28 protein-coding genes, 1 tRNA gene and 1 pseudogene are annotated in these 25,823 nt (G+C 64.3%); 20 read left to right on the plus strand and 10 right to left on the minus strand.

Annotation, left to right across the window (positions count from 1 at the left end; all coding sequences use genetic code 11):
• Positions 1-239 precede the first annotated feature (239 nt).
• The 5 genes from guaA (at position 240) to I6F12_RS07640 (ending at position 6,800) form a co-directional block, all read left to right on the plus strand.
• A complete protein-coding gene (guaA, locus tag I6F12_RS07620; RefSeq protein ID WP_225155897.1) occupies positions 240-1,838 on the plus strand; it encodes a glutamine-hydrolyzing GMP synthase in 1,599 nt (532 codons plus the stop codon).
• A 211-nt stretch (positions 1,839-2,049) separates the two neighbouring features.
• Complete coding sequence (locus I6F12_RS07625; protein ID WP_225155898.1) at positions 2,050-2,487, plus strand: nuclear transport factor 2 family protein; 438 nt, start codon at positions 2,050-2,052, stop codon at positions 2,485-2,487.
• 296 nt (positions 2,488-2,783) lie between these two features.
• Positions 2,784-4,229, plus strand: coding sequence for a cytochrome ubiquinol oxidase subunit I (locus I6F12_RS07630; protein ID WP_225155899.1), 1,446 nt, complete (start codon positions 2,784-2,786; stop codon positions 4,227-4,229).
• Positions 4,226-5,236, plus strand: a complete 1,011-nt coding sequence (cydB, locus tag I6F12_RS07635; RefSeq protein WP_225140217.1) for a cytochrome d ubiquinol oxidase subunit II — start codon at positions 4,226-4,228, stop codon at positions 5,234-5,236. The genes I6F12_RS07630 and cydB overlap by 4 nt, the downstream gene beginning before the upstream one ends.
• 307 nt (positions 5,237-5,543) lie before the next feature.
• Positions 5,544-6,800 (plus strand): serine hydrolase, encoded by a 1,257-nt coding sequence (locus I6F12_RS07640; RefSeq protein WP_225155900.1) that lies wholly within the window; start codon positions 5,544-5,546, stop codon positions 6,798-6,800.
• Positions 6,801-6,960: 160 nt separating this feature from the next.
• Here I6F12_RS07640 and I6F12_RS07645 read toward each other — a convergent pair whose 3' ends face one another.
• Complete coding sequence (locus I6F12_RS07645) at positions 6,961-7,311, minus strand: cupin domain-containing protein (protein ID WP_109144042.1); 351 nt, start codon at positions 7,309-7,311, stop codon at positions 6,961-6,963.
• A 173-nt stretch (positions 7,312-7,484) separates the two neighbouring features.
• Between I6F12_RS07645 and I6F12_RS07650 the strand changes: the two genes are divergently transcribed.
• Both I6F12_RS07650 and I6F12_RS07655 read left to right on the plus strand, forming a co-directional pair.
• A complete protein-coding gene (locus I6F12_RS07650; RefSeq protein ID WP_036000961.1) occupies positions 7,485-8,147 on the plus strand; it encodes an SRPBCC family protein in 663 nt (220 codons plus the stop codon).
• Positions 8,147-8,509 (plus strand): metalloregulator ArsR/SmtB family transcription factor, encoded by a 363-nt coding sequence (locus I6F12_RS07655; protein ID WP_225146625.1) that lies wholly within the window; start codon positions 8,147-8,149, stop codon positions 8,507-8,509. Before I6F12_RS07650 ends, I6F12_RS07655 begins: the two co-directional genes overlap by 1 nt.
• 163 nt (positions 8,510-8,672) lie before the next feature.
• On the opposite strand, the gene I6F12_RS07660 is transcribed toward I6F12_RS07655, so the two are convergent.
• Complete coding sequence (locus I6F12_RS07660) at positions 8,673-9,173, minus strand: peptide deformylase (protein ID WP_225155901.1); 501 nt, start codon at positions 9,171-9,173, stop codon at positions 8,673-8,675.
• Positions 9,174-9,253: 80 nt separating this feature from the next.
• Here I6F12_RS07660 and I6F12_RS07665 point away from each other — a divergent pair, with 80 nt between their 5' ends.
• Positions 9,254-9,838: a TetR/AcrR family transcriptional regulator gene (locus I6F12_RS07665; RefSeq protein WP_036000944.1), complete on the plus strand. Its 585-nt coding sequence runs from the start codon at positions 9,254-9,256 to the stop codon at positions 9,836-9,838.
• A 78-nt stretch (positions 9,839-9,916) separates the two neighbouring features.
• Positions 9,917-10,492, plus strand: a complete 576-nt coding sequence (locus tag I6F12_RS07670) for a DUF308 domain-containing protein (RefSeq protein WP_074447870.1) — start codon at positions 9,917-9,919, stop codon at positions 10,490-10,492.
• Positions 10,493-10,505: 13 nt separating this feature from the next.
• Here I6F12_RS07670 and I6F12_RS07675 read toward each other — a convergent pair whose 3' ends face one another.
• Positions 10,506-10,961: a cupin domain-containing protein gene (locus I6F12_RS07675; RefSeq protein WP_225140223.1), complete on the minus strand. Its 456-nt coding sequence runs from the start codon at positions 10,959-10,961 to the stop codon at positions 10,506-10,508.
• A 342-nt stretch (positions 10,962-11,303) separates the two neighbouring features.
• Between I6F12_RS07675 and I6F12_RS07680 the strand changes: the two genes are divergently transcribed.
• The gene (locus tag I6F12_RS07680; protein ID WP_225155902.1) at positions 11,304-12,524 is read left to right on the plus strand and encodes an MFS transporter; all 1,221 of its coding nucleotides are present in this window, start codon (positions 11,304-11,306) and stop codon (positions 12,522-12,524) included.
• A 21-nt stretch (positions 12,525-12,545) separates the two neighbouring features.
• Here the strand turns inward: I6F12_RS07680 and I6F12_RS07685 are convergent, their stop codons facing one another.
• Positions 12,546-12,932, minus strand: coding sequence for an ester cyclase (locus I6F12_RS07685; protein WP_109144036.1), 387 nt, complete (start codon positions 12,930-12,932; stop codon positions 12,546-12,548).
• 55 nt (positions 12,933-12,987) lie between these two features.
• A complete protein-coding gene (locus tag I6F12_RS07690; RefSeq protein ID WP_225112235.1) occupies positions 12,988-13,860 on the minus strand; it encodes a bifunctional helix-turn-helix transcriptional regulator/GNAT family N-acetyltransferase in 873 nt (290 codons plus the stop codon).
• Positions 13,861-14,022: 162 nt separating this feature from the next.
• On the opposite strand from I6F12_RS07690, the gene I6F12_RS07695 reads away from it, so the two are divergent.
• The 6 genes and pseudogenes from I6F12_RS07695 (at position 14,023) to I6F12_RS07720 (ending at position 18,892) form a co-directional block, all read left to right on the plus strand.
• The gene (locus I6F12_RS07695) at positions 14,023-15,678 is read left to right on the plus strand and encodes an acetolactate synthase large subunit (RefSeq protein WP_225125734.1); all 1,656 of its coding nucleotides are present in this window, start codon (positions 14,023-14,025) and stop codon (positions 15,676-15,678) included.
• Positions 15,679-15,891: 213 nt separating this feature from the next.
• On the plus strand, positions 15,892-16,239 hold the full coding sequence (locus tag I6F12_RS07700; RefSeq protein ID WP_225125733.1) for a Lin0512 family protein: 348 nt from the start codon (positions 15,892-15,894) through the stop codon (positions 16,237-16,239).
• Between the two features lie 4 nt (positions 16,240-16,243).
• Positions 16,244-16,936: a GNAT family N-acetyltransferase gene (locus I6F12_RS07705; protein ID WP_225155903.1), complete on the plus strand. Its 693-nt coding sequence runs from the start codon at positions 16,244-16,246 to the stop codon at positions 16,934-16,936.
• Between the two features lie 71 nt (positions 16,937-17,007).
• The gene (locus I6F12_RS07710) at positions 17,008-18,192 is read left to right on the plus strand and encodes a serine hydrolase domain-containing protein (RefSeq protein WP_225155904.1); all 1,185 of its coding nucleotides are present in this window, start codon (positions 17,008-17,010) and stop codon (positions 18,190-18,192) included.
• A 95-nt stretch (positions 18,193-18,287) separates the two neighbouring features.
• Positions 18,288-18,434, plus strand: a pseudogene (locus tag I6F12_RS07715) (DUF2892 domain-containing protein); the annotation flags it as partial.
• On the plus strand, positions 18,395-18,892 hold the full coding sequence (locus I6F12_RS07720) for a sigma-70 family RNA polymerase sigma factor (protein WP_225155905.1): 498 nt from the start codon (positions 18,395-18,397) through the stop codon (positions 18,890-18,892). The pseudogene I6F12_RS07715 and the gene I6F12_RS07720, both read left to right, overlap by 40 nt.
• A gap of 74 nt (positions 18,893-18,966) precedes the next feature.
• Here the strand turns inward: I6F12_RS07720 and I6F12_RS07725 are convergent, their stop codons facing one another.
• From I6F12_RS07725 to I6F12_RS07735, 3 genes are all read right to left on the minus strand, one after another.
• Positions 18,967-20,307: an RtcB family protein gene (locus tag I6F12_RS07725; RefSeq protein ID WP_036022627.1), complete on the minus strand. Its 1,341-nt coding sequence runs from the start codon at positions 20,305-20,307 to the stop codon at positions 18,967-18,969.
• 111 nt (positions 20,308-20,418) lie between these two features.
• A complete protein-coding gene (locus I6F12_RS07730) occupies positions 20,419-21,744 on the minus strand; it encodes a TROVE domain-containing protein (RefSeq protein ID WP_225155906.1) in 1,326 nt (441 codons plus the stop codon).
• A 106-nt stretch (positions 21,745-21,850) separates the two neighbouring features.
• Positions 21,851-22,006 (minus strand) — tRNA-Arg (locus tag I6F12_RS07735).
• A gap of 942 nt (positions 22,007-22,948) precedes the next feature.
• Here I6F12_RS07735 and I6F12_RS07740 point away from each other — a divergent pair.
• Positions 22,949-23,620, plus strand: a complete 672-nt coding sequence (locus I6F12_RS07740) for a DUF429 domain-containing protein (protein ID WP_225112239.1) — start codon at positions 22,949-22,951, stop codon at positions 23,618-23,620.
• Between the two features lie 6 nt (positions 23,621-23,626).
• Here the strand turns inward: I6F12_RS07740 and I6F12_RS07745 are convergent, their stop codons facing one another.
• A complete protein-coding gene (locus tag I6F12_RS07745; RefSeq protein ID WP_225155907.1) occupies positions 23,627-23,839 on the minus strand; it encodes a hypothetical protein in 213 nt (70 codons plus the stop codon).
• Positions 23,840-24,005: 166 nt separating this feature from the next.
• Here I6F12_RS07745 and I6F12_RS07750 point away from each other — a divergent pair, with 166 nt between their 5' ends.
• Positions 24,006-24,152: a hypothetical protein gene (locus tag I6F12_RS07750; RefSeq protein WP_192893234.1), complete on the plus strand. Its 147-nt coding sequence runs from the start codon at positions 24,006-24,008 to the stop codon at positions 24,150-24,152.
• Between the two features lie 86 nt (positions 24,153-24,238).
• A complete protein-coding gene (locus I6F12_RS07755; protein ID WP_225146780.1) occupies positions 24,239-24,970 on the plus strand; it encodes a glutathione S-transferase N-terminal domain-containing protein in 732 nt (243 codons plus the stop codon).
• 13 nt (positions 24,971-24,983) lie between these two features.
• Here the strand turns inward: I6F12_RS07755 and I6F12_RS07760 are convergent, their stop codons facing one another.
• The gene (locus tag I6F12_RS07760; RefSeq protein WP_225155908.1) at positions 24,984-25,355 is read right to left on the minus strand and encodes a tRNA-binding protein; all 372 of its coding nucleotides are present in this window, start codon (positions 25,353-25,355) and stop codon (positions 24,984-24,986) included.
• Between the two features lie 105 nt (positions 25,356-25,460).
• On the opposite strand from I6F12_RS07760, the gene I6F12_RS07765 reads away from it, so the two are divergent.
• Entirely contained in the window at positions 25,461-25,820 is a 360-nt protein-coding gene (locus I6F12_RS07765; RefSeq protein ID WP_036000881.1) for an ArsC family reductase, read from the plus strand.
• Positions 25,821-25,823: the final 3 nt, after the last annotated feature.

Here is a 25,823-nt window from a genome sequence, read left to right on the forward strand (position 1 = left end):
CCGGCGCCGCTTTTGTTAGCGCACGCTGTTGCCTCCGTCATTGCGGGCGCGAGGCGTTGATCGTCGCCCGGATGTGGCCGCTTTTTCTTGGAGCGCTCGTTAGCGTTGCGACGACGTTTGCGTTGACCAAATTAGGTAAATATTACTTACCTAAGCCCCTCGTGTCTATGCCCAAAGAAGCATGTGGGCGCTCCACCACCGCGGTTGCGGCCCGCGCGCCGCCAGCGTATTGGCTGGCCATGACAGCAGCACAGAACGACCGCTCCTCGTCGACGCCCTCGGTGGCCTCGGCGCACGACAAGATTCTCATCGTCGACTTCGGCAGCCAGGTGACGCAGCTGATCGCGCGCCGCGTGCGCGAGGACGGCGTCTATTGCGAGATCGTCCCGTTCAACAAGGCGGAGGCCGCCTTCGAGGAGATGAAGCCGAAAGCGGTGATCCTGTCCGGCGGCCCGGAATCGGTGCACGAGGCCGGCTCGCCCCGCGCCCCGCAACTCATCTTCGATTCCGGCGTGCCGGTGATGGGCATCTGCTACGGCCAGATGACCATGGCGGCCCAGTTAGGGGGCGAGGTCGAGGGCGGCCATCACCGCGAATTCGGCCGCGCCGATGTCGAGGTGAAGGCCGAGAGCCAGCTGTTCGCGGACGTCTGGTCGTCAGGCAGCAAGAACCAGGTCTGGATGAGCCATGGCGACCGCATCACCAGGATGCCGCCAGGCTTCTCCGTCGCCGGCACCTCGCCGAATGCGCCCTTCGCAATCATCCAGGATGAGAAGCGCAAATATTACGGCCTGATGTTCCACCCCGAGGTGGTGCACACGCCCGACGGCGCCAAGCTCATCCGCAATTTCGTGCGCAAGATCGCCGGCCTCACCGGCGACTGGACCATGCGCGCCTTCCGCGAGGAGGAGATTGCAAAGATCCGCCAGCAGGTCGGCAAGGGCAGGGTGATCTGCGGCCTCTCCGGCGGCGTCGATTCGGCCGTTGCGGCCGTCTTGATCCACGAGGCCATTGGCGACCAGCTGACGTGTGTGTTCGTCGATCACGGCTTGATGCGCCTCAACGAGGCCGAGCAGGTCGTCGACCTCTTTCGCCACCATTACAACATCCCGCTCGTGCACGTGGACGCCTCCAAGCAATTCCTCGGCGAGCTGGAGGGCGTCACCGACCCCGAAGCCAAGCGCAAGACCATCGGCCGCCTCTTCATCGAGGTGTTCGAAGCTGAAGCCAAGAAGATCGGCGGCGCCGACTTCCTGGCGCAAGGCACGCTCTATCCTGATGTGATCGAGAGCGTCTCCTTCACCGGCGGACCTTCCGTCACGATCAAGTCGCACCACAATGTTGGCGGCCTGCCCGAGCGCATGAACATGAAGCTCGTCGAGCCCCTGCGCGAGCTGTTCAAGGACGAGGTGCGCAAGCTCGGCCGTGAGCTCGGCCTCCCCGAAATCTTCGTCGGTCGCCACCCGTTCCCGGGCCCGGGCCTCGCCATCCGCTGCCCCGGCGAGATCACCCGGGACAAGCTCGACATCCTGCGCAAGGCCGACGCCGTCTACATCGACCAGATCAGGAAGCACGGCCTCTACGACGAGATCTGGCAGGCTTTTGCGGTGCTGCTCCCGGTAAAGACCGTCGGCGTCATGGGCGACGGCCGCACTTACGATTACGTCGTTGGCCTGCGCGCGGTGACCTCGACCGACGGAATGACCGCGGACTTCTACCAGTTCGACATGAAGTTCTTAGGGGAGACCGCGACGCGCATCATCAACGAGGTGAAGGGCGTGAACCGCGTGGTGTATGATGTGACGAGCAAGCCGCCTGGGACGATCGAGTGGGAGTGATCTGGTTGGTTGGCACGGCCCGAAACCAGAAAGGTGAAACCCTGGAACGCCCGCAGAGATGCGGGCTTCTTCGTTTTCAAGCTGGTGCTTGCGAGCGCCGGCAAGACTCGCGTCGCTGGCACAGGGCCCATCTTTGCCAAGATCGATAGGTAGCGCACCCAGCTTGCGGCGGATCTGGCAACATTTTCTCGAAGTCGAAGGAGGAGTTGCGATGACCATCTCGACAAGCGAAGTGGAACAGTTCTTTGAACGATATGCCCAAGCCTTCAGAGATGGCTTGGACGGTACTCTTGATGAGGAGTTTTTTCGTTCGCTTTTTTCCACCCAATATATCGCTGCAGGACCGAAGGGTGTCATGGCAGGGGACAACGATCACGCTTTTGTCGAGCGGATTTCAAAAGGATACGAGCGCTACCGTCAGATCGGAAACAAGGCGGTCACCGTCTCCGAGATCGAGATGCATTCAATCGATGAAACACATTGCCTTGTCCACGTGGGCTGGAGCAGCGAATTCGAGAAAGATGGCAGGCGTATCGACGTGCCTTTTACTAATGCCTATCTGCTTGAGCAGAATGATGGGCTGCTGAAGGTTTTCGGCTGGATTACGGGTGATGAAGTTCAACTGCTCAAGGACAATGGCCTCTTGTGAGGCTTGCCCAACGGCAGCGCGCCAGAACTTGCATTGATCAAAGAAGCTCGGCGCCGGCTCTTCGAAGCCGGCAGAACGGCCTCTGCGCGTCGAACTCAACCGCAACTCGTCCGTTGCAGGCCGTGCGCGGGGTAGGACATTCCGGCATATTGAGATGGTAATGTGCCGAGGATAGCCTTCAAGGACAGTGCCCGCAGAATGCTTAAAACCCTCGACATCGGATGTTCGAGGCAGTTGGAACAAGCGTAGGTTGAAAGCGTTAGCTGCGGGCCGCACTTGATGTCGGGGGCGGAGCTATGTCCGACTTATTACCCAGCGCGTTGGATCTTGCGCGCTTCCAGTTTGCCTTCACGGTGGTCTGGCACTTCCTGTTTCCGGCCTTCACGATCGGGCTGGCGAGCTATCTTGCGGTGCTCGAAGGGCTGTGGCTGTGGACGGGCCGCGGCGCCTATCTCGATACCTACCGCTATTGGCTGAAGATTTTCGCCGTCGCTTTCGCCATGGGCGTGGTGTCGGGCTTGGTCATGTCATACCAGTTCGGCACGAACTGGTCGGTGTTTGCCGACAAGACATCCCCGGTGCTCGGGCCGCTCCTCGGCTACGAGGTGCTGACGGCATTCTTTCTCGAGGCCGGCTTCCTTGGAGTCATGCTCTTCGGCCTGGGACGCGTCGGCCCGCGCCTGCATTTCGTCGCGACCTGTTTCGTCGCGGGCGGCACCTTGCTCTCGGCCTTCTGGATTCTAGCCGCAAATTCCTGGATGCAGACGCCGGCAGGACACGCGATGGGAGCGGACGGCCAATTCATCCCCGAGAGCTGGCCGGCGATCATCTTCAATCCGTCGTTCCCTTATCGCTTCGCCCACACGGTGACGGCGGCTTACCTGACGACCGCGATGATCGTGGGAGCCGTGGGCGCCTGGCACGTGCTGCGGAACAGGATGAACGAACGCGCACGCATCATGTTTTCAATGGCGATGTGGATGGCCGCGATCGTGGCCCCGCTACAGCTTCTGATCGGCGATCTGCATGGGGTGAATTCGTATCACCACCAGCCCACCAAGGTCGCCGCCATGGAGGGTCACTTCGAGACCGAGCGCCGCGCGCCTTCCATCCTGTTCGGAATGCCGGACGCCGAAGCCGGGGTGACGCGCGGCCAAATTGCCATTCCTGGCTTTGCGAGCCTCTATCTCACGCATAGCCTTGATGGAGAGGTCAAGGGGCTCAAGGCTTTCCCGAAAGACACCTGGCCGACCAACATTCCGCTCGTCTTCTGGGCGTTCCGCATCATGGTCGGCTTGGGGATTCTGATGATCGTGCTCGGCATGGCCTCGCTCGTTCTGCGTTGGCGCGACGCTCTGTACGACACGCCATGGCTGCACCGCTTTGCCGTGGCCATGGGGCCGTCGGGGCTGATCGCTGTGACGGCTGGATGGACAGTGACGGAAGCGGGACGCCAGCCATTCACGGTTTATGGACTGCTGAGGACCGCCGATAGCGTGGCGCCGATCGCAGCGCCGGCGGTGGCCGCGTCTCTGGCGGCATTCGTTGTCGTGTACTTTGTCGTGTTCGGCGCGGGGATTGCTTATCTGTTTCACCTCTTCCGCCAGACCCCTGAAGCCGGCGAGCACGGACCGCCACAAGGCCAGCCGGTCCGCACGGCCGGCATCACGCCGGCGCCAGCCTTGATAGCAGGGTCAGACACGCACAGAGCAGAGCCGCGGCAGGCGGGGATCCGGCCATGAGCATCGACCTCACATTGATTTGGGCGCTGCTGATCGCCACGGCCGTGCTGCTCTACGTCGTGATGGACGGCTTCGACCTCGGCGTCGGCATCCTGTTTCCGGCCGAGGTGGCGAGGCCCGATCGCGATGTCATGGTCAACTCGGTGGCACCGGTCTGGGACGGCAACGAAACCTGGCTCGTCCTCGGTGGCGGCGGATTGTTCGCCGTGTTTCCACTGGCCTACGCGACGATTTTTCCTGCGCTGTACATGCCGCTCATTCTGATGCTGCTGGCGCTGGTGTTCCGCGGAGTAGCCTTCGAAATGCGGTTTCGAGCGCGGACGTCGGCTGGTGAAATATGGTGGGACCGCGCCTTCTCGTGGGGCAGCTTTGCGGCCGCATTGCTCCAGGGCGTTTGCCTTGGTGCCATCGTGCAGGGCATCCGCGTGGAGGGGCGTGCTTACGCCGGCGGGTGGTGGGACTGGCTGACACCTTTCTCGGTTTTGACCGGTGTTGCCCTTGTCGTCGGCTACGGCCTGCTCGGCGCGTGCTGGCTGATATGGAAGACCGACGGCGCGCTTCAGGCACGCTGCCGCAACTACGCACGCGTTCTCGGGTTTGCGACACTCGGCTTCATCGCCCTCATATCACTGATGATGGTCATCCAAAGCCCTGCGTTCCGGGAGCGATGGCTGACGCTGCCGAACATGCTTTACGCAGCGCCTGTGCCAGTTCTCTTGGCCCTGCTGGCATGGCGCTTTCACCGCGCGCTCGCGAAGGGCGAGGATGGGATGCCGTTCCTGTGCGCGCTCGGCTTTTTCCTGCTTTCTTATGCCGGGCTGGGCATTAGCATGTGGCCGATGATCGTGCCGCCCTCGATTACGATCTGGCAGGCAGCCACGCATCCCAGCAGCCAGTTGTTCCTGCTCGTCGGCGCGGCGGTGCTGGTACCGGTGATCCTTGTCTATACCGGCTACGTCTATTGGATCTTCCGCGGCAAGGTGCGGCACGGCGAGGGGTATCACTGATGCTGCGCGCATCGCGGACTTGGAGGCAGCTGCTATGGTTCGTGACGCTGTGGGCTGCAGGTGTCACCACGCTCTTCGTGGTCGCATTGCCGATCCGGTGGTTGCTCAAGGCGGGATGAGGAATCCGGAGCGGGCAGGATCGGCAGGCTGCCACTCCTCTTTCGGCATAGTGCGGCGCTGCGAGCCGTTCGCGTGCCATGCTTGGCCACGTCATCTCGACTTTGCGTAGCTACCCGGCACAAACGTCGGATGCCCGACCTCTGCTCCCGTGATACGACATCCGCATCGTCTCCAAGGAGCCCGCTTAATGTCCGTCGCGACTGCCGCCAGCCAGCAGCCTGCTGCCGCTGAAACCGACCCCGAAACCCTCGGCTATATGCGCGGCTTCCCGCCATCCCCCGACCGCCTCATTACCTTCCAGGACGGCTCCTTCCGCAGCTTCCCCGAGCTGCGCTGGGCCTGGAGCAACATCCGCCAGCTCGTGCCGACCGTGAACGTCTGGCGCGGGGCAGGGCCGGCGTCGGTGTTGCCGCGGGCGGAGCAGGACATCGGCCGGGTTGCCTCGGTCACGATGGACGGCCGACCCATGACGTTCGAAAAGATGCTGGAGGAGACTTACACTGACGGCATCGCCGTGCTGCACCGGGGCAGGCTGATCTATGAGCGCTATTTCGGCGCGTTGAAGCCGCACAAGCCGCATATCGCGATGTCGGTGACGAAGTCGTTCACCGGCGTGCTCGCGGGGATTCTGGTCGCTGAGGGCAAGGTCGATCCGCAGGCGCCCGTCGTCGACTATGTTCCGGAGCTGAAGCCAAGCGCGTTCGGCGATGCGCGTGGGCACGAGGTCATGGATATGACCACGGGGCTGCTCTACACCGAGGTCTACACCGACAAGAACTCGGACGTGTGGGGCCTCAGGCGCGCCAACGGCATGGCGCCGATCCCTCCGGGCTATGACGGCCCCACCACCATCTTCGATTTCCTCATCGCGCAGAAGAAGCAAGGCGAGCACGGCAAGGCCTTTGCCTACAAGACCGTCAACACCGACGTGCTCGCGTGGATCATCAGGCGCGCCAGCGGCCTGACGCTGTCCGACCTCCTGTCCGAGCGGATCTGGCAGCCGATGGGCGCTGAGGAGGACGCGCATTATCACGTCGACCGCATAGGCACCGAGAGCGGCGGCGGCGGTCTCTCCACGACATTGCGCGATCTCGCTCGCTTTGGCGAGACCATGCGCAACTACGGCCGCTTCAACGGCCGCCAGATCGTGCCGTCGCAGGTGGTCGAGGACATCGCGCGCGGCGGCGATCCCGAAAAATTCAAGCCGGCCGGCTACACCACACTGCCGGGCGCCTCCTACCGCAATCAATGGTGGATCACGCACAATGAGCACGGCGCCTACATGGCGCGCGGCGTCTACGGCCAGGGCATCTACATCGATCCCAAGGCCGAAATGGTGATCGCACGCTACGCCTCGCATCCCATGGCAGGCAACGCCGCCAACGATCCCGTGACGCTGCCGGCCTACATGGCGCTAGCGAAGGCGCTAGTGACGGGCGGGTAGGGTGGATTAGCCTGCGGTTGCGCGAAGCGCAGCCCGCCGGCGTAATCCACCATCTCTCGCCGCGCCGTGTCGGCAATGGCGGATTACGCCTTCGGCTAATCCGCCCTACGAGCCGGCGAAGGCGCTGATGCCCGGCGGGTAGGGCGTCGCAGCTCGTGCCTCACTCATGCGCCTCCTGCCAATGCGGATAGGTGACATAGGCGGTGACGGCGCCTTGCTCGTGCGAGCGGATCGTGACCGTCTCGCCCTTCGGCATATGGACGATCTCGCCGGGCCCCGCGGTCACGGTGCTGCCGTCGCTCGTGACCGACAGCTTCCCTTCGAGGACGATCATGACATCGTCGACCTTCATCGTCTCCTTGAGATTTTGGTTCGGCGCGTAGCGGCCGAAGCCGATCGTGATAGGTCCGCCGTGGCGCTGGTCGACCATGTTGGCGACGAAAATATCGCCATCCTGTCCCGGTGAGCGCTCGAGCGAGGCGTCGGCGATGGCGAATTTGCGAACTTTCATGAGGTCATTCCGTCTTGTGGAGCTGGGGGAGGGCACCGATAGACGCCGTGGCCGTTGTTTGGTTCCGCCTCGCGGGCGGTTTGACGCAGCGGAACGTCGCGCAATATAAGTATTGACTTATATTAGTCGCGATCGATATTTGTTCGGCGGATGAACCACAGGGAGAACCGAAAATGCAGATCGACGTCGCCAGGGTCTTGGGGCTTGTGACGCGCTCGGTGAGGAGCTTGGAGAGAGACGGCAAGCCGGCTAGCGCGGTGACGCTAACGCGGCTCTACGACACCAGCGTCGACGATCTCTGGGACGCCGTGACCAGCAGGGAGCGGATCCCGCGCTGGTTTGCGCCGGTCGAGGGCGACCTCCGGCTCGGCGGACGCTACCAGGTCAAAGGCAATGCCGGCGGCACCATCACGTCCTGCACGCCGCCCACCCATTTCGCCGCGACCTGGGAATTCGGCGGCGCCACGAGCTGGATCGACGTCAGCCTGAAAGCCGAGCGAAGCCAGGCGCGCCTGACGCTTGAGCACACCGCGATCATCGAGGATCATTGGAATCAGTTCGGTCCGGGTGCGGTCGGTATCGGTTGGGACCTCGCGCTTGCGGGACTTGAGCGATATCTTGCGACCGGGGCATCGGTCGATCATGAAACGGCGGAGGCGTGGATGGTCTCGCCCGAGGGCAAGGACTTCATGACGACGAGCGGCGAATATTGGCGTGCGGCGCATGTCGCAAGCGGGGTCGATCCTGACGAGGCGAAGCAGCGCTCGGACCGCACCATCGCATTCTATCGCGGCGAGATGCCGCCCGACATCGTTCATCCCGGCACCGGAAGCTGATGCACGCCTTCGAGGTCCTCGCCGATCCCGTGCGCCGCCGCATCCTCGAGCTGCTCGGCCTCAAGGAGATGGCGTCCGGCGAGGTCGTCGAAGTCATCGGGGCCGAGTTCGGCATCACCCAGGCGGCCGTCTCGCAGCACCTCAAGGTGCTGCGCGAGAGCGGCTTTGCGAGCGTCCGGGCGGAGGCGCAAAGGCGCCTCTATTCGGTCGACGCCGCCGGGCTGCAAGCGGTCGATGCCTGGGTCGGCCAGTTCAGGATTTTCTGGGAGCCGAAGCTGGACGCGCTCGCCACCGAGATCGCGCGCGGCAAGCGCGAGCGTCGCAAGGAGCCGATCATCAAGCGGACAGGGAAGAGGGCGTAATCGGGCTCCGTAGCCTGGATGGAGCGCAGCGTAATCCAGGGTGTCCCACACAGGCAGTAGCGTAGGGTGGATTAGCAGGCCGCCGCGAAGCGCAGCGGGCGGCGTAATCCACCATCTCTCTCATTTTGTCGTACTCAGGTGGATTACGCTGCGCTAATCCACCCTACGAATTCCGCGACATCTTCTCGAACTTCTTCACCAGCCGCTCCCGCTTCAGCCGCGACAGCCGCTGAATCCAGAACATGCCGTCGAGCTGGTCGATCTCGTGCTGATGGCAGACAGCTCGCAGGGCTTCGGACTCCTCGGTGTGCATGTTGCCGTCGAGATCCCGATAGCTGATCCGCACCCACGCGTGTCGCTGCACCTCGTCGTTGATCCCCGGCATCGAGACGCTGCCTTCGCGGTGCATGATCATCTCCGGCGAGACCCATGTGATCTCCGGATTGACGTAGGTCTGCGGGCCGTCCTTCGCGTCGAGCTCCAGCACCACGACGCGCAAGGGCACGCCGATATGCGGCGCGGTGATGCCGATGCCGGGCGCGGCGCGCATTGTGTCGAGCAGATCCTGCGCGAGCTCGCGCAAGGAATCGTCGAACGCGGTGACGAGGCGGGCCGGCAGCGCAAGCCGGCGGTCGGGATAGCGCACGATCGGGCGGATGGTCATGCAGGGCTCCTACCACTCACTCACGGATCATTGAAGCATCCTCGCTTGACCGCCTACCTACTGGAAGGTAGCTAAGCGCCATGAGCACCGCTTCCTCGACCGCCGACGACATTCTTGGCTGCGCCCGTACGCTGATCATCGCGGGCGGCTACAACGGCTTCAGTTACGCCGACATCGCCGATGTCGTCGGCATCCGCAAGCCGAGCATCCACCACCACTTTGCCAGCAAGGTCGATCTGGTCCGCACCCTGGTGTCGCGCTATCGCGAGGAGGCCCAGGCAGGGCTGTCGGCGCTCGAGCGCAATGTCGCCGACCCCGCCGAGCAGCTCAAAAGCTACATCGCCTATTGGGAGGCGTGCATCAAGGATGCGACGGCTCCCTTCTGCGTCTGCGCGCTCCTTGCCAGTGAGCTTCCGATTCTGCCCGAGGAAGTGGCGCTCGAAGTCCGCGCGCATTTCCGCTCCGTGTCGTCGTGGCTGGCTTCGGTGATGGAGCGCGGCAAGCGGCAAGGCCGGCTCCATCTCTCCGGCACCGCGCGGGCCGAGGCGGAGGGATTCATGGCAACCGTTCACGGCGCGATGCTGTCGGCGCGGGCCTATGGCGATCCAAAAATCTTCGGGACAATCACCCGGCCGCTGCTGGAGCGGCTTTCCACCAGGCACTGACGAGATCGGCCCAGGCCGGGCAGGGCGGTGATTCGGCGTCGTACGTAAACTACCAACTAGTAGGTAAAGAGGCAGAAAATGAGAACCAGCGAGATGGCTTTGGGCGCCGACCAGGCGCAATGGCTGAAGCAGTACTACTTCATGCGTGCCGCGTTTTCCGTCGCTTGGGTCATTGCGGCCCTCGCGATCGCGCCGTCATCGGCAGTGATCGCAGCGACGTTGCTCGTTGCCTATCCGGCGTGGGACGCTGCCGCCAATTATCTCGACGCGCTCTGGAGCGGTGGCTTGAACCAGAACCGCACGCAGGGCCTGAACGTGCTGGTCAGCCTCGCCACCACCATTGCGGTCATCCTGGCCTTGCAGGTCAGTATGAACTGGGTGCTCGGAATCTTCGGAGCCTGGGCGATCCTGTCCGGACTGCTCCAGCTCGGCACGGCCGTGCGGCGCTGGAAGCGTCTCGGCGCGCAATGGGCCATGGTGCTCAGCGGTGGCCAGTCGGCCCTGGCGGGCGGCTTCTTCATCTTCCAGGCCGCGACGCCTGCGGTGCCGTCGATTGCGAATGTCGCGGGCTATGCCGCCGTCGGCGCGATCTACTTCCTGGTCTCGGCCGTCTGGCTCACGGTCGGCGACTGGCGCCGTAGTGCGGCCCTGTGAGCCGCAATGTCACTTACAGATAGGGCGTGCCGTCCTTGTGCAGGAAGCGGCCGTCCGCTGCCGGGCTCATCATGTCGATGTCGGAGCAGGTGATGAGGTCGGCTGGCGAGCGTGAGCCGATCTCGAGATAGACCGCCGTCACGCTCGACCTGTTGATCATGTGATGGCCGTTGCCGCTGGCCTTGGGGAAGGCGGCGCAATCGCCGGCGTGCAGCACGGTTTCGCCGCCATCCTCGATCAGCGTCACTTCGCCTTCGAGAATGTAGACGAACTCGTCCTCGTGCGAATGCCAGTGCCGCTGGCTCGACCAGGTGCCCGGCGGCAGGCGCATCAGGTTGACGCCGAAATCCGACAAGCCTCCGGCATCGCCGAGCCGCTTGCGAATGCGCTCGGCGCAAGGCGCATTGAAAGGCGCCGGATAGCCGGAGCCCTTGCGAGCCGGCACGGTGGCGACGTCGATCTTTGGCATGTGGGACTCCCTGCAATCCACCAACAGACCGGCGGCGCGAAGCATCATCACGATGAACATCGCGGACCAGATCAATATGTGTGGGATGCTGTCATTCTGCGGCTGTTTTGCCCGACGTGTCAAACCGATCTGTGATGATGTCGCGCGAGGACAGGGAGCCGCTGAGCTGTCGTTCCTGGTAGGTAAGTCATTGATCCCGCTAGCGCCGGCTACTGTGCATGGGGTTGTTTTGCGAGTTTTGCTGGCCGCTCACGAAAGCGTGCGGCAAAAATGACGTCGGCCTGTCGGCCGGCGCAGTTCCCGTTCGTCTTTCACGCGAGACAGACCTGACGGGAGACTGAAATGATTTCTTCCAACTATCGCTGGGTGATCGTCGCCGCCGGCGGCCTGCTCGGCTGCGTCGCGATCGGCGGCATGTTTTCGCTGCCGGTGTTCCTGCAGCCGATCACCAAGGACACCGGCTGGTCGGTGACCGGCATCTCCAGCGCGATGACGATCGGCTTTCTGGCCATGGCCTTCACCAGCATGGCCTGGGGCACGCTGTCCGACCGGTTCGGGCCGCTGCCGGTGGTGCTGACGGGATCAGTCGTGCTGGCGCTCAGCCTGTTTGCGGCGAGCTACGCCACCTCGCTTCTCGTGTTCCAGATCGTGTTCGGCCTGCTGGTCGGCGCCGCCTGCGCGGCGATCTTCGCGCCCATGATGGCGACCGTCACGGGCTGGTTCGACACCAATCGCGGCCTCGCCGTGTCGCTGGTCTCGGCCGGCATGGGCATGGCGCCGATGACGATGTCGCCGCTGGCGGCCTGGCTCGTCTCCGGCCACGACTGGCGCACCTCGATGCAGATCATCGCGCTCGTGGTCGGCGCCATCATGATCCCGGTCTCGTTCCTGGTGCGCCGTCCTCCGGCGCTCGCGCAAGGTCCGGCCGCGCCCGCCGGCGAAACCGCCGGACAAAACGAGATGTCGATGGGCGAGGCGTTGCGCTCGCCGCAATTCCTGATCCTCCTCGCCACCAACTTCTTCTGCTGCGCGACGCATTCCGGCCCGATCATCCACACCGTCAGCTATGCCGTGAGTTGCGGCATCCCGCTGGTCGCAGCGGTGACGATCTACAGCATCGAGGGATTTGCCGGCCTCGGCGGGCGCATCGCCTTCGGCCTGATGGGCGACCGCTTCGGCGCCAAGCGCGTGCTGGTCTCGGGCCTGCTGCTGCAGGCCTTCGGCGCGCTCGCCTATGTCTTCGCGCAACAGCTGACGACGTTCTATGCGGTCGGCGCGATCTTCGGCTTCATCTATGCCGGCACTATGCCACTCTATGCCGTTCTGATCCGCGAGAACTTCCCGCTCAAGATGATGGGCACGGTGATCGGCGGCACGGCGATGGCAGGCAGCCTCGGCATGGCGACCGGCCCGCTCGCCGGCGGCCTGATCTACGATGCCTTCTCCAGCTATGCCTGGCTCTACATCGCCTCCTGGGCGATGGGCTTAGGGGCCTTCCTGATGGCGATGACGTTCCGCCCCTTCGCAAAGCCGCAAGGCGAGGTGGCGCCCGCGGCGGCGTGAATTCGAGATCGAGGCGTGGCGTCAGAGCTGCGCCTCGATCGCGGCCTTGTCGATCACCGACCAGACCTGCCGGATCTTGCCGTCGAGAAATTCGTAGAAGACGTTTTCGCAGAAGGACACGCGCCGCCCGTTGACCGCAAGACCAACGAATGTCCCGACCGGTGTGCAGTCAAACTTCAATCGGGCGGCGATGCGGGGAGGATCGGAGATCAGCATCTCGATATGGAACTGCAGATCGGGGATCTCCCGAACATCCCGTTCCAGCATCGCGCGATAGCCCGCAAGCCCAAGGGGCCGCGCGTTGTGGGTGGCCTCCTCATGCACGAATTGTCCGAGTGCCGGCCAATCCCGCCGATTCAGGCAAGCGATGTAGGCGCGGTAGATGTCGGCGAGGTCGTCTCTCATCATTATCGAAGCTCCCACGGCCTCGACCAACGCGCGAGGACCGCGAACCGGTCCAGCGTCAGAGGCGCTTTTCGAAGAAGAGGTCCGGATAGGGATCGTCGTTGAACCGCGGGATCTCGCGCCAGCCCGTGCTGCGATAGAGCTGACCGGCTTCGGGCAGTGCGCTGTTGGTGTCGAGCCGCAGCAGCGCGATGCCGAGCTCGCGCGCGGCGCTCTCGGCCGCATCCATCAGGCGGCGGCCGAGCCGCAGCCCGCGCGCGGCGGGCGCGACCCACAGCCGCTTGATCTCGGCGTAGCCGTGATCGGTGCCCTTCAAGCCGACGCAGCCGATCGGCAGCGTGTCCGACATCGCAACGAGGAATGTGCCGCGCGGCCGGCGCATGTCCTTGGCGTCGGGGTCGCGTGACAGCGAGACCTCAAAGCCCTGGCTGAAGCGGCGGCCGAGCTCGGCATAGTACTCGCCGAGGCAGTAGCGCGCTTGCTCGCAGCGCGGATCCGTCTCCTCCAGCGCGACGCGCTCGCGCGTCAGCGCGGAGGCGATCAGGTCCATCGCCGCCAGCAACGCCTCGCGTTGCGAATGTTGCGCGAGGAGGCCTTCGGCCTGCGCGTTGGACAGCGCCTCGTAGGCTGCGAACTCGCGCCGGCCCGCCCGTGTGAGCGTTGCCATGCGCCGCCGCGCATCGTCCTCGCGTGCGGCGGTCTCGATCAGCCCCTCGTCCTCGAGGCTGCGGAGCAGCCGGCTCATCAGCCCGGAATCGAGACCGAGATAGTCGCGGATCTCCGCCACGTCCGATCGCCCGTGCCCGATCGCATTGAGCACGCGCGCGGCACCCAGCGGCCGGCCGCGCCCGAGAAACGACGTATCGAGCGCTCCGACCGCAGAGGTGACGGCGCGGTTGAAGCGGCGAACGCGGGAGACGGGATCGAGCATGATATCTGACTTTAGTCAGATATCGCGGCTTGTCAATCGAGCGAGAGCTGATCGAGTTGCAGTTGCGCGCCTCTTTGTGAGTTGTTCCCGTGTCGCGAGCCGTTACCATGCGGCCGCTCGGGGAGTCTGAATTCACAACGAGCGGAGGCGGCATTGGGCGGGATGGAACGCAAAGCGAAGGGATCGGACCTGTTTGTCGCGGCGTTGGAGAATGAGGGTGTTGACCGCATCTTCGGCATCCCCGGCGAAGAGAATCTCGATCTGGTCGAATCGCTGCGTGCTTCGAGGATCGAGCTGATCCTGACCCGCCACGAGCAGGCCGCGGCCTTCATGGCCGCCACCCACGGGCGGCTGACCGGCAAGCCCGGCGTTTGTCTGTCGACGCTCGGCCCGGGTGCTCTCAACCTGTCGACGGGCGCCGCCTATGCGCATCTCGGTGCCATGCCGATGATCCTGATCACCGGTCAAAAGCCGATCATGAGCAGCCGGCAGGCCCGCTTTCAGATCGTGGACGTGGTGGCGACCATGAAGCCGCTCACGAAACTTTCGCGGCAGATCGTCAGCGCCTCCAGCATCCCGACCGTGGTGCGCGACGCCTTTCGCGTCGCGATGGAGGAGCGGCCCGGGCCGGTGCATCTCGAACTGCCCGAGGACGTTGCCGGGGACGAGGTGCCTGCGGTCCCCGTGATCCCGGTCCATCCGATCGAAATCCCGGTCGCCCATCGCGCCGCGCTCGACCGCGCCGCCGAGATGATCATGGCCGCCAAGCGCCCGCTGGTGATGATGGGCGCTGCGACCAGCCGGCCGCGGTCGACACACGGCATCGCAAGCTTCGTGCGGCGGACCGGCATTCCGTTCTTCACGACTCAGATGGGCAAGGGCACCGTGCCCGGCGGCACCAATCTCTACATGGGCACTGCCGCCTTATCCGAGCGCGACTATGTGCATGATGCCATTGACGCTGCCGACCTGATCGTTGCGATCGGTCACGACCCGATCGAGAAACCGCCCTTCATCATGGGGCCCTCGGGCCCGAAGGTCATTCACGTCAGCTACACGCCGGCGAGCGTCGAGCAGGTCTATTTCCCCGATGCCGAGGTCGTAGGGGACGTCGGCCCGAGCCTGGAGCTGCTGGCGGATCGCCTCGAAGGCAAGCTGCCGCAGGCCGGGGCGCTGCTGCCGCTGCGCGAAGAGATACTGAAGCACATCGCCGACCGCGCCACCGAAGCGCGCTGGCCGCCCACGCCGCAGCGCATCGTGCACGACATCCGCCAGGTGATTCCGGAGAACGGCATCGTCGCCCTCGACAACGGCATGTACAAGATCTGGTTTGCGCGCAACTACCGCACCCGCGTCGCCAACACGCTGCTGCTCGACAATGCGCTGGCGACCATGGGCGCCGGCCTGCCGTCGGCGATGATGGCCGCGATGCTCTATCCCGACCGCCGCGTGCTTGCGGTTGCCGGCGACGGCGGCTTCATGATGAACAGCCAGGAGATAGAGACGGCGGTCCGCCTCAAGCTCAACCTGGTCGTGCTGGTGCTGGAGGACAAGGCCTACGGCATGATCCGCTGGAAGCAGGCCGTCGACCGCTTTGCCGATTACGGCATGACGTTTGGCAATCCGGATTTTGCACTATACGCCAAGGCTTATGGCGCCAAGGGTCATCGAATCGAAAGCATCGACAGCTTCGGCACGACGCTCGATGCCGCCTTCAGGGAAGGCGGCGTGCATCTGGTCGTGGTCCCGATCGATTATTCGGAGAACGTACGGGTGCTGGTCGACGAGTTGCGGGCGCACGAGAAGGCGAAGGCGTGAATTTTGTGCGACGCTCTCACCGTTCGTCATTGCGAGGAGCCCTTGCGACGAAACAATCCAGACTGTCACCGCGGAAAGATTCTGGATTGCTTCGCTGCGCTCGCAATGACGGAGCCTGTGGCGCACGTCTCGGTTCAACATGACAACCACACTTGTGTTGGGCGTGCCGATCGTCGAAACTCTCCACTACCCAACCAGCCACAGGAATAAAGCATGCCTCGCGTTCGTTGTGTCACCGAGATGGGCATGGGCGTCGACGTCCACGGCAGGGACGCCACCAAGGCGGCCAAGCGCGCGGTCTCCGATGCCATCAGGCATTCCAGCCTCGGCTTCTTCCGGATGATCGGCAAGACCGCGAACGACATGTACGTGGACGTCACGATCGGCGTGCCGAATCCAGAAGCCGTCGACAAGGAAGCCGTCGCCAAGGAGCTGCCTTACGGCACCGTGACCGTCACCGCGGTCAAGGGCGGGCTGGAGATCCCCTCGGCCACGGAAGTGGCCAACGATCCCATCCTGATCGCCAATGCCGCCGTCATCGTCAGCTTCGACAAGGATTAGGCCGATGTCCGCGAGCGATGAGGCGCTGCTGGATCGCCCGATCTGGAGCGCGTTGACGACGAGCCAGAAGCATCTGGCCGAGGGCGGCCCGCGGGCTCTGCACTATCCCGTGGACATGACGCCGTTTGCCGATATGGCGGACATGTCCGCGGCAAGTTTTGCGGCGCTCGGCGATCTCATGTCGGGCTCGCAAGTCGCGGTGCTGTTCACGCCCGAGCCCGTCGAAATTCCCGCCAGCTTCAAGGTGCTGCTCGCGGAGCCCGGCGAGCAGTTGATCGGCTCGCCCGCCGACACTTCGCTGCGCGATGCCGAGATCGTCCGCCTCGGCGCGACTGACGTTCCCGCCATGATGGCGCTGACCGAGCTGACCAAGCCCGGGCCGTTTGCGGCGCGGACGCACGAGCTCGGCACATTCCTCGGCATCCGTGCACGCGGCGAGCTGGTCGCCATGGCCGGCGAGCGGATGAAGCCGGGCAATTTCACCGAGATGACGGCGGTCTGCGTGCATCCCGATCATCGCGGTCGCGGCTACGCACAGGCGTTGCTCGCCGCCATCGCGCGCCAGATCGAGGCGCGCGGCGAAATTCCGTTCCTGCACGTGTTCGCGAGCAATACGTCTGCCATCGCGCTGTACCAGCGGCAGGGCATGCGGATTCGGCGCCGGCTGCAGGTCACCGTGCTGATGAAGCAGGGATGAGCTGCACCGTGGGCTTCATATCCTGAGAAATCGCGCTATATCGATTCCAACCACAAATCGGGGGGGAGCACATGGACGCCAGAACGACTGATTTTTCCGCCGTACGGACGGCGATGCAGCGCTACGTCGATCAGGAGATCATTCCCGGCGTATCCTGGGCCGTGCTGCGCGGCCGCGAGGTGGTCGATCAGCAATGCGTGGGCTTTGCCGACCGAGAGGCCAACACTGCGCTGCGGCCCGATCATATCTTCCGGGCGTTCTCCAACACCAAGATCTTCGTCACCTGCGCGATCATGCTGCTGGTCGAGCAAGGCCGCATCGGGCTCGATGACGCAGTCGAAAAATTCCTGCCGCAGCTCGGCAATCGCAAGGTGCTGAAGCAGGGCGCTTCGAGCCTTGCCGATGTCGAGCCGGCGAAGAGTCCGATCACGATCCGCCAGCTCCTGACCCACACCTCCGGTCTCAGCTACGGTATCTTCGATCCCGGCACGGTGCTGTTCAAGGCTTACAACGAGGCGCGCGTGCTCAATCCGCTAACGCCGCTCAGCGACATGATCGACAGGCTCGCCGACCTGCCGCTGTCCTATCACCCTGGCACGGCCTGGGAATATTCCGTGGCGACCGACGTGCTCGGCCGTGTGGTCGAGGTCGTCTCGGGCCAGCCGCTCGACGCCTTCCTGAAGGCGCGCATCTTCGATTCCCTCGGCATGACCGACACCGGCTTTTATGTCCCCGAGACACAGCAGGGCAGGCTGGTCGCGCTCTACAACGGCGCCGACGTGCTCGACCCCATGAAGCCCGGCCTCACGCGGGCCGACCATCTGCCTTACCCGCAAGCCTATCGGCGGCCGCTGCCGCGGCTCTCGGGCGGCGGCGGTCTGGTCTCGACCTTGCCAGACATGCTCGCGCTGGTGTGTGCGCTGCTGCCCGGGTCCGATGCGTTGCTGAAGCCGGAAACGCTGCGGCAGATGATGACGAACCAGCTGCCCGCAGGCCAGACCATCCGCTTTGCCAATCTCGGCCCGATTCCCGGCAAGGGCTTTGGCCTCGGCGGCGCCGTCACCTTCGCGCCGACACCGTTCGATCCGCCGAACTCGACCGGTGAATTCCAATGGGGCGGCCTGGCCGGGACCCATTGGTGGATCTGTCCGGAAGCCAATACGGCGGGCGTGCTGATGGCCCAGCGCTATATGGGCTTCTGGAATCCGTTCTTCTTCGAGTTCAAGCGCCTGGCCTATCAGGCGGTCGGAGCCTGATCGCAAAAAAATCTTCCGTCAGCGCGAATCCTTCTTGGCCGTCGCGTCCTCTTGCTGGTCGAGGCAATCGGTCTCGGCCCATATCGGAGGATGTGATGGGATTCTATAGGAAGAACATCGGCGGACTGCATCAGGTGGTGCGGGTCGTCCTGGGGATTGCGGTGGCGGCTGCGGCGTTCGTTTATCTTGCCGGCGCGACAGCATGGCTGGTCGCGCTCGGTGGCGCCGGCTTCGCGCTGACATTGCGCGTCTGCTCGAGACAACGCAGCCGGATATTCGTCGCTATGCGCGCGCGACCTGCCGCAGCTCAGCGGACGCCGAGGATGCGACGCAGGAGGCGCTGTGGATCCTGTTCCGCCACGTCGGCACGATCCGTTCGCTGCTGGCGTTGTCGGCCTGGCTGTTCAGCGTGGTCCGGCGCGAATGCCTGCGGCTCGCGCGCCGGGCCGGCGTTGTACCGGCAGTCGATCAGGGCGAGGCGGAGGCCGCACTGCTGTTGCGCCCCGAGGCCGACCTGCGGCTCGACGTCGCCGCGGCGTTCGAGGCCCTGCCGCCGCACTATCGCGATGTCGCCCTGATGCGCGACGTCAAGGAGATGACGATCGAAGAGATTGCCGCCGCGCTCGGCGCGAGCAGGCAGACCGTGAAGGCGCGGCTGCATCGCGCCCGCGCGTTAATGCGCGAATATCTGACGAGATGAGAGGCGACCGGATTCAAAGAAAGAAAATGGAGTGACGTGGGCGGGAGACGTCGCCTCCCGCCCACGGTTTCGCTTTAGTCCTTCCACGGATCGAACTCGCCTTCGCCGGCCATGGCGACGGCGAATGGCCGCAGCGTGTGCAGCACGCGCACGGTGCCGGCGTGTTGGGCCAGCACGTCCGGTAGGCGGCGATAGGCCATCGGGCTCTCGTCGAGGTCGGCACCGATCAAGGTGACGCCGCGCTCGTTCAGCCAACGGTCCATCTCCTCGCGCGAGAAGCGCCGCTTCGCCTCACGTCGTCCGAACAGGCGGCCGGCGCCGTGCACGGTCGAGTAGAGCGAGGCCTTGGCTTCCGGGCTGTCGACGCCTTCGAGGATGACGGCGTCGTCGCCCATCGAGCCGCCGACGAACCCCTTCTGGCCGGGAAACGCCGGCGTCGCGCCCTTGCGCACCACCCACAAATCCTTGCCGTCGTGGGTCTCACGCCAGGCATAATTGTGGTGGTTGTGCACGCTCTCGGTGACGCTGCCGCCGATGATCTGGCGGACGCGCTCGACGACCCACTCGCGGCCCGCATAGGCATAGCGCCCGGCGAGCTGCATCGCCGCGATGTAGCGGCGGCCGAGCTCGCTGTCCTCGTCGACGACGGCGGGCGGGACGTTCATGCCGTCCTTGCCGCCGGCGGCCTTGAGGTAGCGCGTCGCGGAGGTGTGCCCGAGACCGCGGCTGCCGAAGTGGACGCCGATCCAGACGAAGCCTTCCTCGTCGCGCATGAGGTCGACATAGTGGTTGCCCGATCCGACCGTGCCGAGCTGCTTCACCGCCTTCTGACGGTAGTCCTCCATGTCGCTTTCGCGCCAGGCCTCGCCGTCGTCGAACAGGTCGTGCTCGGCCCGTTCCGCGTTGGCACGTCCGACGCCGAACGAGATCACCTTGGCGACGTCGCGGATGATCGTGGGAGCGATCCCCGCGATGTCGTCGAAGCGCGTGTCGAGCCGAGCCGCCATGTTGCCGCAGCCAATGTCGAAGCCGACGCCGGAGATGCTGATCTGCTTCTCATAGGCGATCACCCCGCCGACCGGCTGCGCATAGCCCAGATGGCCGTCGGCGCAGATCACGCCGGAGACGACATTGCCGATGGCCATGCAATTGCGCATCTGCGCGATCGTCGCCTCCTCATGCGGGCCGAACACCTTCAGCGGCGCATTCTGGAAACGGGCGTCCTGCGTCCGGAACGCGGCAATCGAGCTCGCGGTCGCATTGGCCTCGCGGGCAAGATGCTCCTTGCGCGCGGCGTCCTTGTACAGGCACCAGGCCGGCTGGCCGCGTCCTTCGCCGACGCGCGAGTCGGGATCGACACCGGCGGCGAGGCAGAGCTCGCGGGCGCGTTCCATGTAGGGATCGGGTCGTCGCATGGTCGTAGATCCTTGTCATTCCGCGCGCACCATAACGGGGGCGGGCGGATCATTTCAGAGATTTCGCTGGCCCCGGGCGCATCTCGCGTCCGGGGCCATTGTTGTTGCGCATCAGTTCAACGCCGTCTCGGACGCCGCGATCCACGCGACCACGGCCTCGGAGAAGCCGTTGACGCGGGTCCAGGCGCCGTGACCGACGCCGTGCTGATACGAAGCCACGTTGACCATGGTGCCGCGCGACCTCGGCTCGGGCACCTGGTCGTGGCTCTGCTCGTCGGTGAAGACGATGAGGCGATCGCCCTTGCAGTCGATCTCCGTCACCGCCTTGCCGAGATAGGTTCCGCCATGCGGCTGCGAGTTGATGATCGCATCCCGCAGCGCGAAACCGCGGCGGGGAGGGGCCTTCACGACCTCGTTGGAGAAGGTGAAGATCTCGACCTCGTCGCAGATCTCGCGGGCGAGAATGGCAAGGCCACACGCCGCCTCCGCGCGCGTCATTTCCGACTGCGCGGAGAGGGTCGCGAACATCGAGCCGGACACGTCGATCAGGAGCCGGGTGCGGCCCGGAAGCCGCACATGGTCCTTGATCGACTTGAGCATCGCAGCCTCGAGCTCGGGCTCGAAGTCCGGCGCATAGCGCGCCGCCGTGATGAAGCGATAGGGCAGGATACGATCCGTCCGCATCGCCTCGATCGCGCCTGCGATGGTCTCGCGCGGGACCTGCGCATTCTGCATCAGGCGCAGATTGCGCAGTAGCGCCAGGCCGCCGAGCTTTCGCTCGGCGATCAGCCGCTCGAAGGTCTCGCGCTTGTTATTGCCGGCCGAGAGCGAAACCTCCCAGGTGTCGGGGGAGGCGAGCTCGCCATCGACGAGCTGCTTCCACACCTTCGCCTGATCGGCGTCTTTCGGCTTGGCGTGCACCAGGAACAGAACGTCCCTGATCCGCACCGCGCCGTCGCGGTCCCACTTGGCGAGCTGATAGGCGTCGAACTTGGTCAGCGCGCGGGCAAGACCCTTCTTCACCTGTGCCGAGACCGGCTGGCGCTTGCGCTGCTGCATCGGCCCCAGCGCATCCGCCCAGTAGATCGCGAGCAGCTCCGTCATCTCGTCGGGACGCTGGATCACCTGGGCGAGCGTGTCGGCAACGAGGGTGCGGTGCTTCTCGTTCCGCGCCATCTCGCGGATGACGAGGAGCGGTGCGTGCCGCAGCTTCATCACCTCGCGCGCCTCGATCGCAAGCTGCGCGACGCGCGCGGGCGCGACCTTGGGCACGAGGGCCTTGATGCGGTCGGCGATGGCGACGCCATCCTCGTAGAACTGGTCCTCCCACAGGAGGCAGTTCATCAGCGCGCGCTTCAGCTCCATCTCGGGCGTGAAGCGAATTGCGCGTGCGCCCTCCCGCGTGAAGGCGCGAACGATCTTGTTGAGCCTGACCATGATGGCCTCCTCTTGGGTTGATGGGGATGGAAACGGTGCCGGGGAACAGGCGAGGCTGTACTGCCCTTGCGGGCAAGTCACATGCTCTACCGCTGAGCTACGGACTTTCGTCCGGAAGGAGTCGAACCTTCGACATTGCGATCCGAAGTAACAGCGCTCTTCACCACCGGCGGTGGCTAGGGGACACGATCCGGGAACGGGCGATTGCTGTACCCGACGAGCCGAAGCTCGCCGGAAAGCGCTCTATCCTCTGAGCTACCGGTGCATGGGACACCGGGCGGGATTCGAACCCGCGGCCTCTCGCGTTGCAGGCGAAGTAACAGAAATCTTCACCACGGATCGTGATGGGGTTGGCGGGGAACGATCGATGCTGTTGCTGCCCTTGCGGGCGATCCGCCTTTCGGCGCGCAGGGTTCGAACCTGCTCGGCGCTTTCACGCCTTTACCACGAAGTAACAGACATCTTCACCACCGCCAGGCCGGTGCTTTCGCATCGGCCATTGATGGGTAGGCTGGGGAACGGGCGATATCGGCTTTCAGTGACAACAACACAGTCTCTGTCCCCAACGGACAGATCCTGCGCCGGGCCGCGTGCAAGCCTTTTCCGAGGCCGCATCCCGGTGCGTGTGTCAAAGGCGGGAGGCATACCCGCTGTGCCGTGTGGAGAAGTATCCGACATCTTCACCACCAGCGTCGGTTGAGCCGCGATCCCTCACGGCAAACCGAGTTACAAAAATTCGATCGCGGCGCTGTCGACGCGCCGCACATTGCGAACCCACTGGGTTCGCTCTGCCATCGGTGTCCGGCTCATCGCCTCGTTCCCTCCGGCAGGCCCCGCGCACTTGGGCACGCGCCTCTCCAGCGCGAGCCCCGAGATCCGGGTCTCTCGTTCCGGCCATTGCCGGGATGTTCGGTGGGGCCGCGCGGCGGGCAACAAAAAACCCTCCGGAGCGGCAGGCTCAGGAGGGTCCGTGAGAAGCGGACTGTCGATCTCGCGGTCAGGCAAGATCGCTCCCATGAGCCGGGCATGCGCAATCGAACAGCTTTGGGCTATTCGGTATGCGGACAGTTCTTTCGTAGCGGTACGACATCGCTCGGTTCATGGTGTCTGTCGCAAACGGAAGTGCTTGCGAGGGCGCGGGACATACGCCCGCAACTTGCGGATGTCAAGCGAGACGCGCGAGGAAACTGAAATTGACGGACGCATGACTTGCAAAAACTATCTGGGGCTCGACGGATTTCGCTTCGGCTGGGTCGCAGCGTGGATTGACGAGCGCGGCGATCAAGGCTTCGATTATTCGCCAAGCCTGATGCGTCTGCTCGCAATCCCGCACGCCCGCGCGATGATCGACATGCCGATCGGACTGAACGCGAGCGGCTACCGCGCCTGCGATTTGCGCGCACGCGAACTGATCGGCCCAGCCGTGTTTCTCGGCGCGCGCCGCGACCTCTGGGCGTTCCACGACATGGCGGCGGCCAATCGCCATTACTGGAAGCACGAAGGCGAGGGCAGGGGCGTGTCGGCGCAGCTCTGGAATATCAGGGACAAGATGAGGGAGGTCGACGAGGCCATGACGCCGGCGCGGCAGGCGACGATCGGCGAAGCGCATCCGGAATTGATCTTCTGGAATCTGGCAGGACGCGTGCGGCTCGAACCGAAGACCTCGCCGCGGGGCCGCGAGCAGCGTATCGCGCTTTTGAGAGGCCGCGGCTTCACTGAGGTCAAGAGATGGCTCACGCTTCGCCACGGCACCGGGATCGGTCGCGACGATCTCATCGACGCCTGTGCGTGCGCTGTCGCAGCGCGCGACAGCACGCAATCCGTTGGTGACGGCAGGATCGATCCGCGCGGACTACGGATGGAGATCAACTTCTGAAGGCGATCAGCCCTGCCGCTCGCCTTTACCTTCCAGCCGGCAGCGACTATTGCGGCTTGGAGTCGAGCGGACGTCTTCGTCGTTCAGTCTTGTTGCTCTCGCTTCGTACTCCTCGGCCATCGCCCGCAACCGCTGCGCCGCTTTGCTGTGCGTGAGATCGTTCGCGACGCGGCGACAGCGTTCGGCGTGGTCGAGCAGGGCGCGTTTCTCGATGTTCATTAAGCGACAACGCGCGAGGGGGCCATTGGTCCCTTTGAGAGCCGCCGGAACAGAGCGATGCCGTCGCAGCGAGATCGGGAAAAAATAGCAATATTTTGTCGTCGCCTGGAACGTGGCGCCTGAGCCGACGTTCTACGCCAGAGGCTGTCGAGGGATATACAATACAATGTACGACGTGTGCCAATTGGCGACCGCGATGCTCGCGGTTGCCTTTACGGCCCTGCTGCTGATCACGGGTCAACGGTTCATCGAGTCGAGGCTGCAGTATGAAGCAATGCCCCCGTTCGTGGCGATGGCGACACTGCCGCCCTAGCACAGCCGGAAGTGACTTGCGCGGTGCGGTACCTTGCCTAGATTGAGCACGCCTCAGTCCATGCACCCAGAGTCCCGATGTCCGATATGTCCTCCATTCCTGTCCCCAACTGGGACCGTCTGTCAGTCTTTCCGATCACCAGGCGCTGGCCACCCAAGCATCCGGAATTACTTCAACTCTATTCGCTGCCGACGCCGAACGGCGTCAAGGTTTCGATCATGCTGGAGGAGATCGAGCTTCCTTACGAAGCGCATCTCGTCGACTTCGGCAAGGACGAGCAGAAGACGCCCGAATTCCTCTCGCTCAATCCCAACGGTAAGATTCCGGCGATCCTCGATCCCAACGGTCCCCGCGACAGGAAACCATTGGCGCTGTTCGAGTCCGGGGCGATCCTGCAATATCTCGCGGAGAAGACCGGCAAGCTGCTGCCGCAGGATGCCGCGCGGCGTTATCAGACGCTGCAATGGCTGCACTTCCAGATGGGCGGCGTCGGGCCGATGTTCGGCCAGGTCGGCTTCTTTCACAAATTTGCCGGCAAGGACTACGAGGACAAGCGGCCGCTGGGACGCTACGTCGACGAGTCCAAGCGCCTGCTCGGCGTGATGGAGGCGCACCTCGCCGGCCGACAATGGTTCATGGATGACGACTACACCATCGCCGACATCTCCATGCTCGGCTGGGTGCGCAATCTCATCGGCTTCTACGGCGCTGGCGATCTCGTCGAATTCGCCCAGTTCAAGGCGGTCGGCGCCTGGCTCGAACGCGGCCTCGCGCGTCCCGCGGTGCAGCGCGGATTGAACATTCCGGCAAGGCCCTGACAAGGCCCTGAGGCTAGAACAGCCGTCCGCCGTTCGGCACCGGCTTCCTCGGCTGCACCAGCACCACCTTGCCGTCGGCATCGGGGAAGCCGAGCGTCAGCACCTCGGAGACGACCGGGCCGATCTGGCGCGGCGGAAAATTGACGACGGCCGCGACCTGTTGGCCCACGAGGGTTTCGAGCGGGTGGTTTTCGGTGATCTGGGCCGAGCTCTTGCGCACGCCGATGGCGGGGCCGAAATCGATCCACAGCCGCCAGGCCGGCTTGCGCGCTTCCGGAAACGGTTTGGCGTCGACGATGGTGCCGACACGGACGTCGACCGCGAGAAATGTGTCGAAGTCGATGGTCGGTGCGGCCGCCGCTGCGGGATCGTGGGTGACGTGCATGGGATGTCCGTTCGGTGGGGTGACGCGTCTCGCGACATTGTCGCGCGACGCGGAGTTTCGTACAACGCCACGCACATCATTGCTACGCCATGCGCGAGGACCGTCTTGCCCACCATCATCTACGGCATCAAGAACTGCGACACCATGAAGAAGGCCCGCGCCTGGCTCGATGGCCATGGCGTGGCTTACGCGTTTCACGACTACAAGGCGGCGGGTGTCGAGAAGGACAGGCTGAAGCAGTGGAGCGACAAGGTCGGTTGGGAGACCCTGCTCAATCGCGCCGGGACGACCTTCAAGAAGCTGCCCGACTCCGACAAGGAAGGCCTCACCGAGAAGAAGGCGCTGGCCTTGATGCTAGCGCAACCATCGATGATCAAGCGGCCGGTGCTCGAAATCGGCGGCAAGCTGTTGGTCGGCTTCAAGCCGGATATCTATGCCAAGGAGGTCGGCGGCAAGGCGCGCTGACGG

This window comes from Bradyrhizobium sp. IC4059, from assembly GCF_020193615.1.
GTDB lineage: Bacteria > Pseudomonadota > Alphaproteobacteria > Rhizobiales > Xanthobacteraceae > Bradyrhizobium > Bradyrhizobium yuanmingense.

Excerpts from the sequence above, each read along its gene's own strand:
- guaA (WP_225155897.1), top strand. The coding sequence starts at position 240 with ATGACAGCAGCACAGAACGACCGCTCCTCGTCGACGCCCTCGGTGGCC.
- I6F12_RS07625 (WP_225155898.1), top strand. The coding sequence starts at position 2,050 with ATGACCATCTCGACAAGCGAAGTGGAACAGTTCTTTGAACGATATGCC.
- I6F12_RS07630 (WP_225155899.1), top strand. The coding sequence starts at position 2,784 with ATGTCCGACTTATTACCCAGCGCGTTGGATCTTGCGCGCTTCCAGTTT.
- cydB (WP_225140217.1), top strand. The coding sequence starts at position 4,226 with ATGAGCATCGACCTCACATTGATTTGGGCGCTGCTGATCGCCACGGCC.
- I6F12_RS07640 (WP_225155900.1), top strand. The coding sequence starts at position 5,544 with ATGTCCGTCGCGACTGCCGCCAGCCAGCAGCCTGCTGCCGCTGAAACC.
- I6F12_RS07645 (WP_109144042.1), bottom strand. The coding sequence starts at position 7,311 with ATGAAAGTTCGCAAATTCGCCATCGCCGACGCCTCGCTCGAGCGCTCA.
- I6F12_RS07650 (WP_036000961.1), top strand. The coding sequence starts at position 7,485 with ATGCAGATCGACGTCGCCAGGGTCTTGGGGCTTGTGACGCGCTCGGTG.
- I6F12_RS07655 (WP_225146625.1), top strand. The coding sequence starts at position 8,147 with ATGCACGCCTTCGAGGTCCTCGCCGATCCCGTGCGCCGCCGCATCCTC.
- I6F12_RS07660 (WP_225155901.1), bottom strand. The coding sequence starts at position 9,173 with ATGACCATCCGCCCGATCGTGCGCTATCCCGACCGCCGGCTTGCGCTG.
- I6F12_RS07665 (WP_036000944.1), top strand. The coding sequence starts at position 9,254 with ATGAGCACCGCTTCCTCGACCGCCGACGACATTCTTGGCTGCGCCCGT.
- I6F12_RS07670 (WP_074447870.1), top strand. The coding sequence starts at position 9,917 with ATGAGAACCAGCGAGATGGCTTTGGGCGCCGACCAGGCGCAATGGCTG.
- I6F12_RS07675 (WP_225140223.1), bottom strand. The coding sequence starts at position 10,961 with ATGCCAAAGATCGACGTCGCCACCGTGCCGGCTCGCAAGGGCTCCGGC.
- I6F12_RS07680 (WP_225155902.1), top strand. The coding sequence starts at position 11,304 with ATGATTTCTTCCAACTATCGCTGGGTGATCGTCGCCGCCGGCGGCCTG.
- I6F12_RS07685 (WP_109144036.1), bottom strand. The coding sequence starts at position 12,932 with ATGATGAGAGACGACCTCGCCGACATCTACCGCGCCTACATCGCTTGC.
- I6F12_RS07690 (WP_225112235.1), bottom strand. The coding sequence starts at position 13,860 with ATGCTCGATCCCGTCTCCCGCGTTCGCCGCTTCAACCGCGCCGTCACC.
- I6F12_RS07695 (WP_225125734.1), top strand. The coding sequence starts at position 14,023 with ATGGAACGCAAAGCGAAGGGATCGGACCTGTTTGTCGCGGCGTTGGAG.
- I6F12_RS07700 (WP_225125733.1), top strand. The coding sequence starts at position 15,892 with ATGCCTCGCGTTCGTTGTGTCACCGAGATGGGCATGGGCGTCGACGTC.
- I6F12_RS07705 (WP_225155903.1), top strand. The coding sequence starts at position 16,244 with ATGTCCGCGAGCGATGAGGCGCTGCTGGATCGCCCGATCTGGAGCGCG.
- I6F12_RS07710 (WP_225155904.1), top strand. The coding sequence starts at position 17,008 with ATGGACGCCAGAACGACTGATTTTTCCGCCGTACGGACGGCGATGCAG.
- I6F12_RS07720 (WP_225155905.1), top strand. The coding sequence starts at position 18,395 with ATGGCTGGTCGCGCTCGGTGGCGCCGGCTTCGCGCTGACATTGCGCGT.
- I6F12_RS07725 (WP_036022627.1), bottom strand. The coding sequence starts at position 20,307 with ATGCGACGACCCGATCCCTACATGGAACGCGCCCGCGAGCTCTGCCTC.
- I6F12_RS07730 (WP_225155906.1), bottom strand. The coding sequence starts at position 21,744 with ATGGTCAGGCTCAACAAGATCGTTCGCGCCTTCACGCGGGAGGGCGCA.
- I6F12_RS07740 (WP_225112239.1), top strand. The coding sequence starts at position 22,949 with ATGACTTGCAAAAACTATCTGGGGCTCGACGGATTTCGCTTCGGCTGG.
- I6F12_RS07745 (WP_225155907.1), bottom strand. The coding sequence starts at position 23,839 with ATGAACATCGAGAAACGCGCCCTGCTCGACCACGCCGAACGCTGTCGC.
- I6F12_RS07750 (WP_192893234.1), top strand. The coding sequence starts at position 24,006 with ATGTACGACGTGTGCCAATTGGCGACCGCGATGCTCGCGGTTGCCTTT.
- I6F12_RS07755 (WP_225146780.1), top strand. The coding sequence starts at position 24,239 with ATGTCCTCCATTCCTGTCCCCAACTGGGACCGTCTGTCAGTCTTTCCG.
- I6F12_RS07760 (WP_225155908.1), bottom strand. The coding sequence starts at position 25,355 with ATGCACGTCACCCACGATCCCGCAGCGGCGGCCGCACCGACCATCGAC.